Below are 18,118 nucleotides of genomic sequence, written 5' to 3' on the forward strand. Positions count from 1 at the left end.
CATAATGGAATATATCAGAAATGAGAAGCAGGGAGCGATCGCTCTAGCCATGTGTGATGCGATCCATCAGCATGCGGCCTATCTGAGCGAGATCGATGGGGCAACGGGAGATGGAGATCACGGAGTCAACATGAACAAGGGCTTTCTGATGGCGAAGGAGCGCCTGATGGAGGATATGAGTTTTACGGAGAGTATGAAAACAATTTCCCGTACCCTGGTCATGGATATCGGCGGAAGCATGGGTCCGATTTACGGAACGATGTTTTCAAGGCTGAGCAAGGCGACAAAAAAGGAAGAAAGGATCACTAGGGAAGTATTTTTAAAAGCACTGCAGGATGCGCTGCTGGGACTGCAGGAGCTGGCTGGAGCGAAGGAGGGGGATAAGACACTGATTGATACCCTTGCGCCAGCAACCCGGGCCTTTGAGAAGGCGGTAAAGGAAGGAAGCAGCTTTGCCCAATGCCTGCAGGCCTTATGTGATGGTGCTCAGGAGGGGAAGGAGCATACAAAGGAGCTTGTCGCAAAAATCGGAAGAGCGGCAAGGCTGGGGGAGAGAAGCCGTGGCTATCTGGATGCAGGAGCGACTAGCTGCTGGATTTTATTAAAAACCATGGCAGAAAAGCTGTGCGAGGTCATTGAGACAGACTAGCTATAAGAGATACAGAATCACGAAGGTGAAGACTGTATCTTTTTTTTGGAAAGTGCCTAGTGATAGGAATGATTTTTTATAACGGAAGTATAAAAGCGGTAATAAGGAAGCCTTGTGGCTATCGCCATGTTCGTCTATGCCGTTTGTATAGTTGTCTGTGATAAAACTGCCTTCGTGAACATATAAGGTGCAAAAGGAATTTCTCTTGACTGAATATGATTCAGTATGTAATAATTGAACTATATTCAGTGGAGGTGCTGTAATGACTAGAATTGTAAAACAGCCGGATATCCGGAAACAGGAATTACTGGATATCGGAGTGCGACTGTATTTTGAAGCTGGGGAAAAGGGGGTAAGCATCCAGCAGGTAGTGAAACAGGCAGGCGTTGCCACCGGTCTGTTTTACTATTACTTTTCCTCAAAGGATGCATTTCTCGATGAGGCGTTAAACGACTATATTGATAAGGAAATTCAGGAGATGGAAATGCTGCTGGTAACGGAAGACCAGACGGCTTTAGAGAAGCTGGACGCTGTATGCAATGCCTATTTTGCGTATGCAGAAAAAATGGCACCGCATCGCTCAAGCAGGGCATTTCATACAGAGCGGCATTATGTACTTACGGAAAAGCTGATTGCCCGTCTTAAAAAAAGGATTTGTACGGTTTTGCTTCAGGGACAGGCACAGCAGGAATTTAACCTGCAGGACATAGAGCTGACAGCAGGCTTTCTCTTGCATGGCTTAACGAGTATGTTCGATGCGGATACAGAGGTCAGTGAACAACGTCTTCAGCATATCAAACAGCTTATATATAAGGTATTAAAGGGATGATGGAAATGAAAATATATATCGAAGGCAAGGAATTTACAAAAGCTGAATGCGATGCATGGAAAAGAAAACGGGCCAAAAAGGTTTTTCGCATTTTGAAAAAGCAAATGCCAAAGGAAAGCGATGCAGATCATTTATGCGAGCTGCTGACAGAATGGAAGCTGCATATGTCGTATGAGGACATCGTCTCCTGTATCCATATCCGGCTGGCTGTGGGCAGTATTGCGATGAAGGTGGCGGCTCTGTGCTCCGGTAAAAGGCGAAGGAAGGCAATAACGATGATTTATGCGGATGGAATAAAGGCAGAGACTCTGCACCCTATCATAGAAGCGTTAATGCTGCAGGACAATGAAGTACATCGGCGGGTGAATGTAGGAGCATATCCGGATCACTATGCCTTGATACCACGCAATGACACCCTGGAGGTGATTGAGACCACAGGAAATGCTCCGGTTCCCACACAGTTTTTTATCACCTTTCACGAGGAAAGCGGAATACAGGAGCCGCGGGATGCTTCCTATCCCTTCCAGTCTGTGGGGGTGGCAAAGCTGAAGGATGGCACACTGATTGGCGGTGTCCGTCATCAATTCAAGAATACAGAAGCAGGTATCGAGGTACGAACCCTTGTGGAATTTCCCGGCATCTGTCCCAGGATGATCGTAAAAGCGCATCAGAAGCATCTTGCTGTGGAATGGTCAAACTGGATCCGCTGGGCGAAAGAGCATCAAAGGGAATATACAGAATATGAAGAAGAGCACTGCGCAAACGGATAAAGGATAAAAATTTTATAAACCGTCTCATTGCATACAGAAGGAAAACATACTATGCTTGTTATAGGAGGTGATAAAATGGCACAGGAGAATACGAAGGATTTCAATGCCATGCTGCATGATAGTAAGGATATGCCAAAGCTTCAAATCATAACGGATGCCAAAAGCATTGAACGCTACGGAGGAAGCAATATGTATTTTGCACCGCCGATTGATTATGACAGGGTTATGCGAAGGATTCCATATGGCAAGGTCATTACAGTAGGAGAAATACGCGCCTATTTTGCAAAGGTGAATCATGCGGATTTTACAGATCCGATCACAGCGGGAATTTTTGTATCCATTGCAGCCTGGGCGAGTTATCAGCGTAGTGAGGATGAGACACCTTATTGGAGAACATTGAAGGCAAATGGAGAATTGAATCCAAAATACCCCGGTGGTGTGGAGGCACAAAAAGAGAAGCTGGAGGCTGAAGGACATTGTATCCTCAAAAAAGGAAGAACGAATATCCGTTATTTTGTAAAGGAGTATGAAGCAGTCCTGTACAAGCTGGAGGAAGCGGATTGTAAATGATCTACACCTGATAACAGGATACAGGCTATGAAATGCATACCGTTACTGGAATTAACGACGGCGTATTCACACAGGAATGCATCGGCTTTTCATGAAAACAGGACTATGAGAACCATTACAAAAACGTTAAGCTGGAAGAGGAGAAGAAGTAGATAGCAGCAAGCTTTGATGAAGCATTGAATTTGCTGCTTTTTTTATTTGCAACGCAATATACAGGAGGAAAATGAACCGATACAGTGAGCTTTCTCTCTTCTGTCGCATTCCTATGCTTGCACCATATGGTACAGCGAAAGGTGCGTGTGGTTTAGACCACTTAGACCATGGTATAATCCATACATAAAAGCGTTTTCAGGTCATATTGTCACAAAGCTGCAACATTTATTTAGCTCATAAAGAAATTTTTAAATCTTAAAATAATGCGATAAATAAAGGGTTATTTGCATATCCTATAGAATGGAAGAGGAATCTGTATAGAAAAAAATAGAAATTTAGAAAGAAAACGCTTGCATTATTTAAAAGGGTGTTGTATCATATGAGTGTACCAAGTGGTATAGACCACTAGAAAGGGGTAAAACTCATGACAAATATCTTACTTGTATGCTCTGCAGGAATGTCTACCAGCATGATGGTTAAGAAGATGCAGGAAGCAGCGGCTGAAAAAGGAATCGAAGCAGAAATCTGGGCTGTCGGTGATGCGGACGCTGTAAACAATGTAGAAAAAATGGACGTGATGCTTCTTGGACCTCAGGTTCGTTTCCTGGAATCCAAAATGAAAGGGATTGCAGGTGGTAAGCCGGTGGCTGTTATCGATATGCAGGCATACGGAACCATGAACGGTAAAAAGGTTCTGGAACAGGCGTTAAAGCTTCTTGGGATGTAGTTCCCTCACAGTGGCATTGTCACTATCGGTATAAGGTGGCTCCTTTGCCGGACAGTGTAAAATAATTCATTTTTTAGGAGGAGAAAGAAAAAATGGAAAAATTCACAGCGTGGATGGAGAAACATTTTGTGCCAATCGCGGCAAAAATCGGTTCTCAAAAACATCTGGTAGCGATTCGTGATGGATTCATCGGTATTATGCCAATTACCATGGCAGGTGCTGTCGCTACCTTATTGAACGTATTCTTCCGTGATCTACCGAATAACTATCTGCCAGACTGGCATATAGCAGAAACGTTTCAGTGGCTGATCGGCATTAACGGAAATGTATGGTGGGGAACACTGGCAATGCTGGCCATTGCATTTGCATTTTCCTTCGGTTACCATCTGGCAAAGGCCTATGATGTGAACCCGCTTGCTGGAGGTCTTGTTGCACTGGCTTCCTTCATTACAATCTTATCTCAGAGCGCTACATTTAACTATCAGCTTCCTGACGTTGCAGTTGATGCACTGAACACCTTAAAGAGCGCAGGACTTGATGTTGCATTGAATGATACCAAGGATGCAATTATCCTGAACAATGCGACCGGATGGGGCTTCCTGCCATATGCATGGACAAATTCAGGCGGGCTGTTCTCTGCATTGATTATCGGACTGATTTCTGTTATCATTTATGCTAAACTGATGATTAAGAAGGTTACAATCAAGCTGCCGGAGCAGGTACCACCAGCAGTATCCAAAGCATTTGCTGCTATTATTCCTGGTACGATTGCAATTTATACAGCTGGTATCATCCAGTACCTCTGCACACAATTCTTAGGTAACGGTCTGCCAGAGCTGATCAATCAGTATCTGCAGGTTCCATTCCAGAATCTGTCTCAGGGACTTGGCGCTATCATCATTCTTGTATTTGCTGTACAGGTATTCTGGTTCTTCGGTCTGCACGGACCAAATGTACTGGCACCGATCCTGGATGGCGGCTATATCCCATTGCTGAACGACAACACCAACATCTACAATACAGCTATGGCTGCAGGAAAATCTTTGAATGATGTGGTTGATCAGATGTTCATTTGGACACGTGGATCCTTCGATGCCTTTGTCTGGATGGGTGGTTCCGGATGTACGATTGCACTGCTGATTGCGATTATGATCTTCTCTAAGAGAGACGACGCAAGAGCTGTTGCGAAGCTGAGTCTGCCAATGGGCTGCTTCAACATCAACGAGCCGGTTATCTTCGGTTTGCCAATCGTATTAAATCCAATCTACTTCATCCCTTGGCTGATTACCCCGGTTATTCTTGCAGTAATCGCTTATCTGGCAACAGCTTCCGGATTGATCCCACCGGTATTCATCACAGTACCTTGGGTTGTTCCACCAGTAATCTACGCAATCTTGGCAACAGGTGGTAGTCTGATGGCCGGAGTTATCGCCGCAATCAACCTGGTTGTAGCAGTGCTTTGCTGGATTCCATTCGTTCTTGTGGCAAACAGAATGAACAATGTAGAAGAATAAAAAACTATAGCAACAAAAGTAAATAGAAAGGGAAGAGGATATTTACTCTTCCCTTACTTACTATAAGGAGGACAATATGGAAGGTTTAGAACTGATCTGTTTTGAAATTATTTCAAGCGTGGGAATGGCGCGTTCTTTATACATCGAAGCTATTCAGGAAGCTAAGGCCGGTAATTTTGAACAGGCACAGGAGCTTATTAAGCAGGGTGATGAATCCTTTACCGAGGGACATCATTCCCATGCAAAGCTGATTCAGCAGGAAGCCGGCGGAGAGGCTACCCAAATGACACTGCTGCTGACACATGCAGAGGATCAGCTGATGAGTGCGGAGGCATTCAAAATCCTGTCTCAGGAATTTATGGATTTATATAAGGAAATCAGAAAGTAAGAAAAGAATAAGGGAAACCAGAGGTGAACAGAATGATATACATCAGTTGCGGATTAAATCAGGAATTTATTATTGATCTGCTGGAGAAGACGACGGAGGAAGGCGTCAGCTTCAAATACGAGGGTAAAACGGGAATCAAGCTTGCATTTCATGTAACCACAGAGGATCTAGACAAGGCATGTGCTATTGCCAAGAAAACCATCAAGGCAACGCCGATCGGCAGTGTCATGTATTTCCAGGTAACAACGAAATAACGAAAAATAGCGATAACAAAATAGGAAAAAGGTGATATTTATGACACGCTGGGGTTTATTTGCTGTAACAATCGGCTGCATCATCATGATGTATTCTCAAACTTATAATGACTTTTCACAAAAAATATTGTATTGTATTTGTGGAGTCACTGTTGTATGTCTTGGAGCTTTTATGGTGTACAAGGACAAAAAGAATGTAAAAAAGAAATAAAAGGAGAAGCAGCATGATCAAAGTTGAAGAAAAATTATATGTCAATGCAGATGTGTTTTTCGAGAAAATCGCAGAATCTGTCGCATATGATGTCACAGCATCCACAGGCAAGAAGGTTCGCCCTAAGCAGATTCATAAGGGGTATTCCTACATGAAGGAAATGAAAAACAAAATGAAGCGTGAAGGCAAGGTTAAGGTTACCATCACTGATTTTGAAGCTCCAAGGATCTATAAGGCGAAATTTGAAAGCAGTCAGGGTATCAATACGATTTCCTATGAAATCGAACAGCTGGATGAGGATCATATCGGTGTAACGTATATGGAGGATTTTTCCGGAGCCAGTGGGGCAAAGAGTGTGAATTTTAAAATTATGTCCTTCTTTTATAACCGCGGCGCAAAGAAAAAGGCAGTAAAGCTTCTGCGTAATATGGAAAGCTACATTCAGAACGAAGCAAAAGAGAAGTCAGAAGCAACCGAATCGTAATAGTATTGGCTGCTTGTCAAAGGAGGAGCTAATCATGGCTAGATTAGGAATTTCTCTTTATCCGGAGCATTCTACTCTGGAAAAAGATAAGGCATATGTAACACTTGCCGCAAAATACGGATTTAAACGAATTTTTACCTGTCTGCTGAGTGTTGAAAAACAGCGGGAGGAAATTCTTTCAGAATTCAGAGAATTGATTGACCACGCACATTCCTATGGAATGGAAGTCATACTGGACGTCGCGCCGTTTGTATTTGAAAAGCTGCAGGTTTCCTATGATGATCTGTCGTTTTTCGCCGAAATGCATGCCGACGGTATCCGTCTGGATGAGGGATTTGATTCCTTAAAGGAATCCTTAATGACCTACAACCCGCAAAACTTGAAAATCGAAATCAATGCAAGTCTGGGTACGAAATATCTGGACAATATTATGAGCCATTATCCAAAGCTGGATAACATCATTACCTGTCATAACTTTTATCCGCAGCGTTACAGTGGAATCAGTTATGCGCATTTTGAAAAATGCAGTCAGGATATCAAGAATCTGAATATGAAAGTGGCAGCCTTTGTTTCCTCCCAGGAAGAGGGAACCTACGGCCCATGGCCAGTTAACGAGGGGCTGTGCACTTTAGAAATACACCGTGACCTGCCGATTGATGTGCAGGCAAGACATCTGTTCGCCACAAGGCTGGTGGATGATGTCATCATTGCAAATGCTTATGCGAGTGAGGAAGAACTCTCTACGCTTTCAAAAATTGATCCTGGCAAGCTAACGTTTAAGATTGATTTTGAGGCAGAGCTTCACCCGACAGAAGAAAAAATTATCTACGAGCATCCGCATTTTGTCCGCGGAGATATGAGCGAGTATATGGCGAGAAGCACGATGCCGCGTGTTACCTATGCGAAGGAAAGTGTTCCGCCAAAAAATACCAGAGATTTAAAACGCGGCGATGTTGTCATTGTGAATGATGAATATTCCCGTTACAAAGGAGAATTGCATATTGTGTTGAAGGATATGCCGAATGATGGCAGAAAGAATGTCATCGGGCATATACCGGAAAATGAGACCATGCTGCTGGATTACATCAAACCATGGAAATCCTTCGGCTTTATGCGCTAGAATCAGGAAAGAGGTGAAAGTATGGCAACTCCTATCTACCGGAAAATCAAAGACCTGATTATGCAGGAAATTGAGGATAAGGCTGCCAATTCACCGATTGATTCAGAACGTGATATGGCGGTTCGCTTTGATGCGAGCCGTATGACTGTGCGAAAAGCAATTGATGAGCTTGTTGAGGAGGGTTTCCTCTACCGCGATAAAAACAAGGGAACCTTTGTGGCTGACCGGAAGCTGTTAAAGAAGAATACAGCTGCGGAAATGCTGCAGGAAGAAATCAGCGAGTTCATCGTTATGTATTTTAATGTAAAGGATGCCGCAGATATTGCTCCTATCCTGGAAATCGACCAGGATGACCAGGTGCTGAGTGTTGTCCGGTTGAATACCGTCAATTCTAAGCCAACGAGTGTTGAGGAAATTTTCTTTATCCGTAATCAGATATCCGATGCGGATATGAAGAATCTGAAAAATCTGCTGGATTTGAATGACTATGTAAAGAACGGACGTGTTACACAGAAGTTTATCCCTATGCTGGTTCCGGTACAGTTCGCAAATCTGCTGAAAATCAAAATGAATACTCCTATTATTTGTGTGGAGTCGGTTATCAGCAGTATGAGCGGGAAGCCGCTTGTATACGTTCGTGCCTATAATAACCCTTTTGAAAACGTGATAGAAATTACATTATAATTTGATGAGATGCACCCGGTACGCCCAGCCGGGTGTTTTTATTATTTAGAAGGTCATATTGGATACAGTTATGATGGTTTAACTATAAAAACGATTACAATTGTTAGTGTAAGAGGTTACAAAGTTCACTTTATAACAATTCACTCTGTTTGATATACTGATGTTGAGAGAAAGGTAAGGAGGAATTGTTGTATGCGATGGCGATTTTTGGGACAAATAACAAAACTGAGCATGTGCACATTGCTTGCAGTAAGTGGGATGCACATGGAAGCTCTGTGGCTGAAGGCTGCAGAAAATTATCAAAACAACTATACACAGAAATTTTCTGATGAGATTACGATGGAGAATATGGGTGTGGATAATATGCTGATTCTGGATTCTTTAGGATCTTATGAGGGAGATGTTACATTTGAAGCTGATGTAACATTAACCGATTCCAATGAAGAACAATCCGCAGCTTTAATAGCTGGCATTACGAGTGATGACATCACAGACGCTACATCTATTCGAGCTAATTTTCATAAAAAAATTGATTGGACACAACCGGCCAGAATATGGGGGGATGCATTAGAAAGAGAGATTACATGTCCAGGGGAAAAAGGACAAGCCAATACATGGTTTTTTGAAAACGGCATAAATGTTATGGAAACGGTACACATGAAAGTTTCCATTACGGAGAATACAGTAACGTATACGCTTAACAATCTTAATAAAAAGGAAGTGACAGTAGGAACAGCAACGTTAAAGGATGGATATGCAGGAGGACGCCTTGGTATTATGACCTACGGCTCAAAAGCAGTGTTCTCCAATATCAAAGTAAATGATGTAGCCTATGGCACTGTGGAACATGATGAAAACGGCTTTGTCATTCGTGGCTTATCTGGAGATTCTCATACCGTTAATGAAGCTCTGGGAACGATGACTGCATTTACCTATGAAGCAGATGTTGCTATGAATGCAGGGCAGTCCGCTGCCCTAACCTTTGGAATAAAGGATAAAGACAAGCCAGAGAAGAATTGGTTTTCTGCAAACTTTGACGGTCAAAAAGCCAGAGTATTCCATGTGGAGGAAGGAAAAGAGGTCGTCAATTTTGGAGAGGCGACGATTACTTCTCTTGATATGGCAAAAACGGTTCACATGAAACTGGATGTTGATACAGAAGGTAATTTCAAGTATTATCTCTACAATAAGGAAGTAGCTAATGAAAATCCAGCAATCAGCGGAAAACTGGAGGATTATACAGGTGGTTATCTTGGTGCCTTGACCTTTAACAGCTCTGCGGCCTTTTCAAATGTGACAATCACAAATCAGGCACAGGGACTTACGAGCTTTACCAATATTGGGGAAGGGGAAGTTACTGTAGATGAAGATAATAAAACGGTAACTCTATCAGGCGCAAGCGGCGACCACTTCGCAATGTATGACGGTCTTTCTAAGAAGGCAAATGATTTTAAATTAGAAGCAGATGTTCAGCTTACAGGAGAAAATTCACGTTCTGCAGCACTTGTGTTTGGTGCTTCCAGCAAGACTGGAAACAGTACGACCTGGTATGGTGCGAATTTCGATAAGAAAGAGGCTGATGATAAAAAAATTCGTGTTTTCGGTGGTGGAATGACCGAATATAAAGCTGGATTAGAAGATATCGATCTTTCTAAATCCATGCATCTTTGTATTGATGTCAAAGCAGATGGAAATTTTACCTATACCTTTGGTAACAGCGGAGAAAGTATGAAATCTATAAATGGTAAAATTCCTGACTGGAAGGGCGGCTTTGTCGGCTTGCTTACCTTTGATTCGGAAGCAGTCTTCTCCAATGTGGCATTTGAAAATAGAACAGATTACAATGTTGTAAATAATGAGGTGGCATTGGATGACAGATATCATACAAACCTAAATGATTTAAGCTATACGAGCGGAACCTGGGAAATCAGAGAGGATGGTTTATATTCCAATGCAGCCGGTAAGGGTGACAGCTTCCTGTATACAAAAAGTGAAGGAGCAAACTTCGTATACCGTACAGATGTGAAGTTCCATAAACCGGAGGGTGCGGCAGCTCTTGTATTTCGCAGTACGGAGGATAAAGAAAATAAAAACAACTATGCAGTGAATATCGACGGCGGCAGTGGTTCCTATAAATTCTGGAGATGGCAAAATAATGACGATTATCAAATGATTGACAGTCGTCAGGTTGAAGTAAAAGACACCTATAAGCTGGAGGTTGTAGCGTATAACGGCTGGATTTCCTACTATCTTGACGGACAGCTTGTGGGAAATACGGGCGATTATACAATTCAGAATGCCGATTTGGGACAAAGCACGTACTTGGATAAAGGGTATTTTGGTTTATTGAACTTTAATGGTGAAGTAAGCTTCCAAAACACCTACTATAAAGAATTCGATGATAGCTTTACACCTCTACTGGAAGATTTGACTGTTACTGCCTCCACGGGAACGGTAGAGGCAGCCGGACAGTTTCAACCTACAGAAAGTGTATATATGCAGTATGTGTCCAATGAAGCAGCTACGGTAAACCTGAAGGCTTCCCCAAAATCCTCAAATGCTGTGCTAAAGGCGGAAACAGAGGATGGAAAGACCTACAGCAGCCTGCAGAACATACCTGTTAAGGTAGGTAAAAATATTATTACAGTGACTTCAACAGTAACTGACGATAACTGTAATGCTACCTTGACCTATAAGGTAATCATCATTCGCAGAAAGGACTCCGCAGCATATTACAATGAGGAATATCGTGACCAGTATCACTATTCGGTAAAAGAAGGCTGGGCGAATGATCCTAACGGACTTGTGTACTATAACGGAAAGTATCATATGTTCTATCAGTTTTACAGTGATACGAAGTGGGGGCCGATGCACTGGGCACATGCGACCAGCACCGATCTGCTTTACTGGGAGGAACAGCCGATTGCATTTTATCCAGATGAGAACGGCTCTATGTTCTCCGGCTGTATCGTTGTGGATGAACACAACACAAGCCGATTGTTTGGTGATGGAAATACAGGAGGACTTGTAGCCCTTATTACAGCAAATGGAAACGGACAGCGGATTAAGCTCGCATACAGTACGGATGAAGGAAAGACATGGAAAAAGACAGATAAAATTGTAGCTGACTGGTCAAAGGATCCGTTAAACAGCAGAGATTTTCGTGATCCTAAGGTATTCCGGTGGGAAGGCAAGTGGTTCATGGTTGTAGCCGGAGGGCCGCTGCGCATTTACTCCTCTGAAAATTTGCTGGACTGGAAGGTGGAATCCACGTACAAGGATTTGCATACCGAATGTCCGGATTTGTATCCAATCAAGTCCTCCGATGGTAAAGTGAAGTGGGTATTGTCACGAGGGGGACGATACTATAAGGTTGGTGATTTCAAGGAAGATAATGGAAAATGGAAATTTGTGGCAGATTCCCAATATGAAGGGAATGACACAGCAAATGATGGAATCATGAATTTTGGTAAGGATTCCTATGCCGCAATGACATATTATGTTCAGGATTTTGGAACAGAGGAAAACCCAACACTGCCTAAGCTCGTTGAATTGAACTGGATGAATACCTGGGATGATTATTGTAACAGTGTTGCGGATAAAACAGGAAATGATACCTTTAACGGTACATTCAATCTGAATCTGACTCTGGGGCTGACAAAAGCAGCAGATGGTAAATATGTGCTGACACAGAAGCCTGTTAAACAATATGAAAAACTGCGGGGAACACCAGTTTCATTCGAGAATGCAGTGATTGAGGAAAATAATAATATCCTGAAGGATTTCAAGGGAGATACCTATGAAATCGTGGCAAATCTGAAACCGGACAGTGCAACGCATAAGGTAGGCTTTAAGGTACGCACAGGAAATAAGGAAGAAACTGTCATTAGCTATGATATATCCAGCAAAAAGCTATCCATTGACCGCTCCAGGTCAGGTATTATTCTTTCTGATAAATTTGCACAGATAGACGCACAGACGATTTCTGAAAAAGCGGATGGTTCTATTGATCTGCATATCTTTGTAGATAAAGCAAGTGTCGAGGTATTTGCGAATGACTATACAGTTGCAGGGGCTAATCAGATTTTTCCGACACCGACAAGCCTGGGAGCTGAGGTATTCAGTATCGGCGGCAAGACAAAAGCGAATATTACCATTTACCCGTTAGACAGTATCTGGAAAGCAAAAGAAGCTGTGACAGATATTCAGAAGGTTGGTTTAAACAAAACTGCTGTTGACGCTTATGTTCAGGACAGCTTCCAGCTGAATGCCTATGTATTGCCAGTTACACAGCCACAGGATATTTTATGGAGTGTCAGTGATCCTGCTGCCTTGAAGCTTGAGAAAAAGGGAAACCAGGCAGAATTTACTGCATTAAAGGAAGGATTTGTGACAATTACAGCCGCAAGTGCGAAGGCACCTTCTGTGAAAGCGGAATGCAAGGTAACAATTCGGAAAAATGCCCTGAAAACAAATTTGGACGGTTTTAAAACAACAGCTAACGGCTGGTATATTGACGGGGAGAAATACATCGGCTCGATTGGCGGAGAGAATGGTTTTACCCTTGCGGATACGAAAGCCAAAACAGGGGTTTACACCTATTCCGCAGATATCCGAATGACAAAGGGAATCTTCAATATGATTATGGAATCACAGCCTGATGCATTTGCCGGAAGCTATGCGGTACAGCTGCGCAGTGGTGAACGTAGCGTACGTCTGTTTGATTTCCGCAATGACCATACATTTGCAGAAGCAAGCATGAAGAAGGTTTCGGATACAGGTGAATATCATATAGATATTACCAAGGACGATACAACAATTATCGTACGAATCAATGGTGAAACGGTATTAACACATACGATTGAGGCCGCAGACCGTCAGTATTCAAAAGGGCTGTTTGGCTTCGGTATCTATAACGCTGAGGTTGAGGTTTCCAATATTTATGTAAGAGATGGCTATCCTGTCATCAAGGTAGTGAGTGTCATTGAGGATATCCAGCTGCGTGATGATCAAAAGAAAGCGGACGCACAAAAACTGCTTCCAGGAAAGGTACGGGTTGAGGATGTTAACGGCATAGAAAAGGAAGAATCCATTACCTGGAATTTTGATAAGGTAGCATTTCAAACACCGGGTGCCTATGATATTACAGGTGTGACAGAAAGCGGATTATCCATACGTATTAAAGCTGTTATTACAACAGATCAGCGCGCTTTGCAGGAAGAATTAAAAGCGGCAGAGGCCATAACGAATAAAAAATACACAGAAGAAAGCTGGAATGCTTTGAAAAAAGCGATTGCGGAAGCAAAGCGTGTCACGGATAAAGAATTTGCTCATGCAGCAGAGGTAAAAGCCGCTTTGCAAGAGCTGAAAGCAGCGGTACAAAATCTAAAAATAGCAGATTTAACAATCAGTGATAAAAAAGCAGTCGTGCAGCTGATTGGCGATCTTCCGGAGAACGTTGAGCTTCATATGAAGGATGTTTCGGATTCTGTGACAGATAAACTAAACGCAAATTCCAAATTGCTTTTCCAAGTGCATCAGGCATATGATATCGAGCTATTAAGGGAGAATCAGACATATCAGCCGGATGGAACTATTCTGCTTCGATTAAAGCTTTCCTCTGCCCTGATGAAAGAGAAGGTGTATATTGCTTATCTTAATGAGCGCGGAGATGTTGATGTATTAAAAACAACTGTGAAGGACGGCTACGCACAGGCAGCGATTACGCACTTTTCCGTGTATGCAATCGTAACCTATAAGGATCAGTCTTCTGATCAGCCAGGAACAGAACATCCAGATCCAATACCTGGTGATAAACCGCAAAATCAGGATATGCAGACTCCTTCGGATGCTGGACAAACCAAGAATCCAGAAGTCTCACAGAATGGAAACGGCGATAAGATGGAGAATGTAAACACCGGGGATAACAGCAATACAGCTGGTTTGGCTACATTATGCTTATTGAGCATTACAGGGGTAATTCTTCTTCGCAGAAGAAGAAAAGCAGATTAAGAGAGAAAGGAGCTCTTTGATCCTGCTGGAGAAATGAAATAGAAAAAGCAGACTTGATCCCGTATGCAAATATAACGAGATCAAGTCACTTTTCTTCCATGAATTGAAATCGTTTACATATGTAAATGGACATATAAAAATGACTGCTTTATAATGTTTTTAGGAAAGGGGCAGTAAGGCTTTAGGGAAAGGGAGATGCAGTATGATTGAAATCATGATCGCAGAGGATCAGCAGCTGATCAGAGAAAGTCTGAAAATCATTATCGACAGCCAGCCTGAATATACAGTTGTCGCAGCACTGGAAAATGGTGAACAGGTGCTTCAGGCATTAAAGCAGCAAAGAGCGGATATCATCCTGATGGATATCCGTATGCCGGTCATGGATGGGGTGGAGTGTACAAGACGGATAAAGGAAAGCTATCCGGATGTTCACGTTCTGATTCTGACAACGTTTGTTGAGGATGAGCTTGTCATGCAGGCGCTGCTGCACGGGGCAAGCGGTTATGTGCTGAAGGGAATATCCTTACAGGAGCTGCGCAGGGCAGTACGTATTGTCCTCGAAGGAGGCAGTATACTTGATCCTGAGGTTGCACAGCGTATGATTGCTATGATGCAAAAGACGGCGGAAGCATCCAAATGTACAGCGGGATCCGCAGCGGCTTGTGCACAAGTGAATACAGAGAAGCTGAATAAGCGCGAATGGAAGATTATTCAGCTGATAGGAGAAGGACTATCGAATCGTGAAATAGCAAGAAGGCTTATCTTTACAGAAGGGACAATTCGCAATAACCTGACCGTTATTCTGGAAAAGCTTCAGCTGCGCGATCGTACACAGCTGGCAATCTGGTATTTACAAAACGGAAAGCAGCTACAGTCTTATACTGTGAAATGAAAGGGGATTCAGTAAGAAAGAATCCTCTTTTTTCATGTAACTCCAGTATTTACTGTAATTTTTCTTCTATTTCTAGTATAATAAAACTAATTGGTTTCAGGAGGCACTTATATGGATAAAACAGTATTAGAGAAATATACAAAGACATACGGCACCCGCTTCAGCAGACGGCAGAAGAAACGTTTCATTGAAGATTTGAATCAGGAATTTCATTCCCTGGGGTATGAATCCACAATGATCGAAGGCAAGAAGCTGTTATCCCGTGCACATAACTATCTGTATGGAAACATGAAGCAGATCAAGACGATCATCGTTGTACCCTATGATACACCGGAAAGAAAATTCTGGAAAAAGGTGCTGTACTTTCCTTTTGACGGAACGAAGACGGCGAATAAGACCATGGTGGCTACCTATGTACCTATCTTTATATTCTTCGCATTGATCTTTGGCGGTTTGTATGGCTTGCAGCCGCTGATTACCTCTACAGGGCTGGCATCGCTGATATCGTTTGGACTGTTTCTGTTGACGGTCATGCTGATGTACTGGATGATGCACGGCTTTCATAATTCACATAACTATAACCGCAATTCAGCAACGATTGCCGCAGCGGTGGAAATTGCAAGAGGTCTGAGCAGGGATGAGCGTAAGAAAACAGGCTTCCTGTTCACAGATAAAAATAAAATGCGGTATATCGGTGCAGAGGCAGCCGCAAAGGATCTTGCAAATGCAGGGAAAAATCCAACGCTGATCTGTCTGGACTGCATTGGTAAGGGAGACACTGTACAGATTGGTTTCAACCCGCAAAACCGTAAGCTGGCAAACGAAATTGCCAAATATCATCCCAAAAAGAAAGCAATCGATGTTATTAAATTAAGTGAGGATATGCGCACACAAAGCGCGATGGCTTATTTTAAAAAGGCTGTCGTCATTGCCTGCGGAGAACTGGATGACGCCGGAAGTCTTTGTGTTTACGGTACCGGAACGGGTAAGGATAAGCATATCGATCTGGATACCCTGGATGGCAATATCACCATGGTGAAGGAATATCTGCATAATCAGAAATAAAAAAAGGAGGGATCTGCATGATTCGTAAATTACTGTCCCTTTTACATAATAAGATATTGATCGTAACGGTACTGATTCTGATTCAGTTATTTGTATTTTTTGGTATCGTGTTCAAGCTCAGTGAGTACTTTGTGGCAATCTACTTTATTTTGATTGCATTAAGCTTCTGCATGAGCATCTATATTATCAATAAAAATGACAATCCAACCTATAAGCTGACCTGGGTTCTGCTCATTATGGCGGTACCGGTGTTCGGCGGTCTGATCTATCTGCTGTTTGGCGGTCAGAAGGTTCCCAAGGAGCTTCGTAAGCGCGACAGTGAAGCGATGGAGAATTATCAGGAGATTTCCTGGCAGAATACAGAAATCATGGAAGCACTGGAGGCTGAGGATCCGCTTGCACATAAGCAGGCAAATTATCTGTGGAAAAATGCTATCTTTCCGATATATAACCATACAGAAACCACCTATTTCCCAGTCGGTGAGGATAAATTCAAGGCAATGATAGAGGAATTGAAAAAGGCTGAGAAATTTATATTTATGGAATATTTCATCATTGCCCCCGGTATTATGTGGGATACGATTCTGGATATATTGATAGATAAGGTTAAGCAGGGTGTGGAAGTGCGAGTCATGTATGATGATGCCGGCTGTATTACAACACTGCCTCAGGATTATTATCTGACCCTACGCAGACTTGGTATACAGGCGAAGGTGTTTAATCCAATTAAGCCGCGGCTTGCCATGCAGATGAATAATCGAGATCATCGAAAAATTCTTGTCATTGACGGCAAGGTGGGAATGACAGGCGGTATCAATCTGGCGGATGAGTATATCAATAAGAAAAAACGCTTTGGGCACTGGAAGGATTGCAGTGTCATGATTCGCGGTGAGGCGGTATGGAATCTGACGCTGATGTTTCTGCAATTCTGGAATTATGATGAAAAAGAAAAGGATAATGTATTCGATTATAAGCCGGATTTTCGGGTATTTGCGGATATTCGCAATGACGGCTATGTGCAGCCATACAGTGATTCTCCAACCGATGAAGAAAATGTAGGGGAATACACGCATATCAATATGATCAACAGTGCAAATCGTTACGTATATGCAACGACGCCGTATCTGGTGATAGATAATGAAATGAAAACGGCGCTGCTGCTGGCTGCCAAAAACGGGATAGATGTACGTATTCTTGTACCGCATATACCGGATAAATGGTATGTGTTTGCGGTTACCCGTTCCAATTATAAGGATTTGATTGAGGGTGGCGTTAAGATTTATGAATATACTCCTGGCTTTGTTCATGGAAAGACCTTTGTTGTGGATGACAAAATGGCAATCGTAGGAACCGTCAATATGGATTACCGCTCTTATTACCTGCATTATGAATGCGGTGTGTGGTTCTATCGCAGCAAGGTGGTTATGGATGTGAAAAGGGATTACCTGGATACACTCGCTAAGAGCCATCAGGTAACGCTGGAGGAATGCCATCAGGTTCGCTTGCCTATACGCATTATGCGTGCGATTCTGAATCTTTTCTCTCCAATGATGTGATTACGGAGGGTATGATTGGGCGTATAACAATAAAGTTAAAATAGAGGATTCGAAAAGGCTGTAAGCAGGCTCATGATCGTTAATTGAACAACGGATCATTTCCCTGGAGGCAGCCTTTTCTTATGCAGTTTTCCTATAAAATAGCTGAAATACCAATTTCTATCGGTATGCAGCTGGATGAATTTTTGTTAATCCGGTATAAAAGTGATTAAAGGCAGTATGTCCGTGATACAGCTTTTA

Annotated in this window: 15 protein-coding genes; all 15 read left to right on the forward strand. The window is 42.7% G+C overall.

Going from position 1 to position 18,118, the window contains the following annotated elements; translation table 11 throughout:
* Nucleotides 1–4: 4 nt before the first annotated feature.
* The 15 genes from dhaL (at nucleotide 5) to cls (ending at nucleotide 17,878) form a co-directional block, all read left to right on the forward strand.
* A complete protein-coding gene (dhaL, locus tag GKZ87_04800) occupies nucleotides 5–649 on the forward strand; it encodes a dihydroxyacetone kinase subunit L (protein QSI24866.1) in 645 nt (214 codons plus the stop codon).
* Nucleotides 650–911: 262 nt separating this feature from the next.
* A complete protein-coding gene (locus tag GKZ87_04805) occupies nucleotides 912–1,478 on the forward strand; it encodes a TetR family transcriptional regulator (protein ID QSI24867.1) in 567 nt (188 codons plus the stop codon).
* Nucleotides 1,475–2,248: a hypothetical protein gene (locus tag GKZ87_04810; protein QSI24868.1), complete on the forward strand. Its 774-nt coding sequence runs from the start codon at nucleotides 1,475–1,477 to the stop codon at nucleotides 2,246–2,248. The genes GKZ87_04805 and GKZ87_04810 overlap by 4 nt, the downstream gene beginning before the upstream one ends.
* Before the next feature lie 75 nt (nucleotides 2,249–2,323).
* Nucleotides 2,324–2,818, forward strand: a complete 495-nt coding sequence (locus tag GKZ87_04815) for a methylated DNA-protein cysteine methyltransferase (protein QSI24869.1) — start codon at nucleotides 2,324–2,326, stop codon at nucleotides 2,816–2,818.
* Between the two features lie 577 nt (nucleotides 2,819–3,395).
* The gene (locus tag GKZ87_04820; protein ID QSI24870.1) at nucleotides 3,396–3,698 is read left to right on the forward strand and encodes a PTS sugar transporter subunit IIB; all 303 of its coding nucleotides are present in this window, start codon (nucleotides 3,396–3,398) and stop codon (nucleotides 3,696–3,698) included.
* A gap of 92 nt (nucleotides 3,699–3,790) precedes the next feature.
* Entirely contained in the window at nucleotides 3,791–5,212 is a 1,422-nt protein-coding gene (locus GKZ87_04825) for a PTS sugar transporter subunit IIC (protein QSI24871.1), read from the forward strand.
* 76 nt (nucleotides 5,213–5,288) lie between these two features.
* The gene (locus GKZ87_04830; GenBank protein ID QSI24872.1) at nucleotides 5,289–5,600 is read left to right on the forward strand and encodes a PTS lactose/cellobiose transporter subunit IIA; all 312 of its coding nucleotides are present in this window, start codon (nucleotides 5,289–5,291) and stop codon (nucleotides 5,598–5,600) included.
* 32 nt (nucleotides 5,601–5,632) lie between these two features.
* Nucleotides 5,633–5,854, forward strand: a complete 222-nt coding sequence (locus GKZ87_04835) for a hypothetical protein (protein ID QSI24873.1) — start codon at nucleotides 5,633–5,635, stop codon at nucleotides 5,852–5,854.
* Between the two features lie 224 nt (nucleotides 5,855–6,078).
* The gene (locus tag GKZ87_04840; GenBank protein QSI24874.1) at nucleotides 6,079–6,549 is read left to right on the forward strand and encodes a DUF3284 domain-containing protein; all 471 of its coding nucleotides are present in this window, start codon (nucleotides 6,079–6,081) and stop codon (nucleotides 6,547–6,549) included.
* Nucleotides 6,550–6,583: 34 nt separating this feature from the next.
* Entirely contained in the window at nucleotides 6,584–7,669 is a 1,086-nt protein-coding gene (locus GKZ87_04845; GenBank protein QSI24875.1) for a DUF871 family protein, read from the forward strand.
* A gap of 21 nt (nucleotides 7,670–7,690) precedes the next feature.
* Nucleotides 7,691–8,353, forward strand: coding sequence for a GntR family transcriptional regulator (locus GKZ87_04850; GenBank protein ID QSI24876.1), 663 nt, complete (start codon nucleotides 7,691–7,693; stop codon nucleotides 8,351–8,353).
* Nucleotides 8,354–9,769: 1,416 nt separating this feature from the next.
* Nucleotides 9,770–14,365: a DUF1080 domain-containing protein gene (locus GKZ87_04855; GenBank protein ID QSI27884.1), complete on the forward strand. Its 4,596-nt coding sequence runs from the start codon at nucleotides 9,770–9,772 to the stop codon at nucleotides 14,363–14,365.
* A 202-nt stretch (nucleotides 14,366–14,567) separates the two neighbouring features.
* The gene (locus GKZ87_04860; protein QSI24877.1) at nucleotides 14,568–15,257 is read left to right on the forward strand and encodes a response regulator; all 690 of its coding nucleotides are present in this window, start codon (nucleotides 14,568–14,570) and stop codon (nucleotides 15,255–15,257) included.
* Between the two features lie 111 nt (nucleotides 15,258–15,368).
* The gene (locus GKZ87_04865; protein ID QSI24878.1) at nucleotides 15,369–16,322 is read left to right on the forward strand and encodes a hypothetical protein; all 954 of its coding nucleotides are present in this window, start codon (nucleotides 15,369–15,371) and stop codon (nucleotides 16,320–16,322) included.
* Nucleotides 16,323–16,339: 17 nt separating this feature from the next.
* Complete coding sequence (gene cls / locus GKZ87_04870; protein QSI24879.1) at nucleotides 16,340–17,878, forward strand: cardiolipin synthase; 1,539 nt, start codon at nucleotides 16,340–16,342, stop codon at nucleotides 17,876–17,878.
* The last annotated feature ends 240 nt before the right edge of the window (nucleotides 17,879–18,118 follow it).

The organism is Erysipelotrichaceae bacterium 66202529 (genome assembly GCA_017161075.1).
Lineage (GTDB): Bacteria > Bacillota_I > Bacilli_A > Erysipelotrichales > Erysipelotrichaceae > Clostridium_AQ.

Excerpts from the sequence above, each read along its gene's own strand:
- dhaL (QSI24866.1), top strand. The coding sequence starts at position 5 with ATGGAATATATCAGAAATGAGAAGCAGGGAGCGATCGCTCTAGCCATG.
- GKZ87_04805 (QSI24867.1), top strand. The coding sequence starts at position 912 with ATGACTAGAATTGTAAAACAGCCGGATATCCGGAAACAGGAATTACTG.
- GKZ87_04810 (QSI24868.1), top strand. The coding sequence starts at position 1,475 with ATGATGGAAATGAAAATATATATCGAAGGCAAGGAATTTACAAAAGCT.
- GKZ87_04815 (QSI24869.1), top strand. The coding sequence starts at position 2,324 with ATGGCACAGGAGAATACGAAGGATTTCAATGCCATGCTGCATGATAGT.
- GKZ87_04820 (QSI24870.1), top strand. The coding sequence starts at position 3,396 with ATGACAAATATCTTACTTGTATGCTCTGCAGGAATGTCTACCAGCATG.
- GKZ87_04825 (QSI24871.1), top strand. The coding sequence starts at position 3,791 with ATGGAAAAATTCACAGCGTGGATGGAGAAACATTTTGTGCCAATCGCG.
- GKZ87_04830 (QSI24872.1), top strand. The coding sequence starts at position 5,289 with ATGGAAGGTTTAGAACTGATCTGTTTTGAAATTATTTCAAGCGTGGGA.
- GKZ87_04835 (QSI24873.1), top strand. The coding sequence starts at position 5,633 with ATGATATACATCAGTTGCGGATTAAATCAGGAATTTATTATTGATCTG.
- GKZ87_04840 (QSI24874.1), top strand. The coding sequence starts at position 6,079 with ATGATCAAAGTTGAAGAAAAATTATATGTCAATGCAGATGTGTTTTTC.
- GKZ87_04845 (QSI24875.1), top strand. The coding sequence starts at position 6,584 with ATGGCTAGATTAGGAATTTCTCTTTATCCGGAGCATTCTACTCTGGAA.
- GKZ87_04850 (QSI24876.1), top strand. The coding sequence starts at position 7,691 with ATGGCAACTCCTATCTACCGGAAAATCAAAGACCTGATTATGCAGGAA.
- GKZ87_04855 (QSI27884.1), top strand. The coding sequence starts at position 9,770 with ATGTATGACGGTCTTTCTAAGAAGGCAAATGATTTTAAATTAGAAGCA.
- GKZ87_04860 (QSI24877.1), top strand. The coding sequence starts at position 14,568 with ATGATTGAAATCATGATCGCAGAGGATCAGCAGCTGATCAGAGAAAGT.
- GKZ87_04865 (QSI24878.1), top strand. The coding sequence starts at position 15,369 with ATGGATAAAACAGTATTAGAGAAATATACAAAGACATACGGCACCCGC.
- cls (QSI24879.1), top strand. The coding sequence starts at position 16,340 with ATGATTCGTAAATTACTGTCCCTTTTACATAATAAGATATTGATCGTA.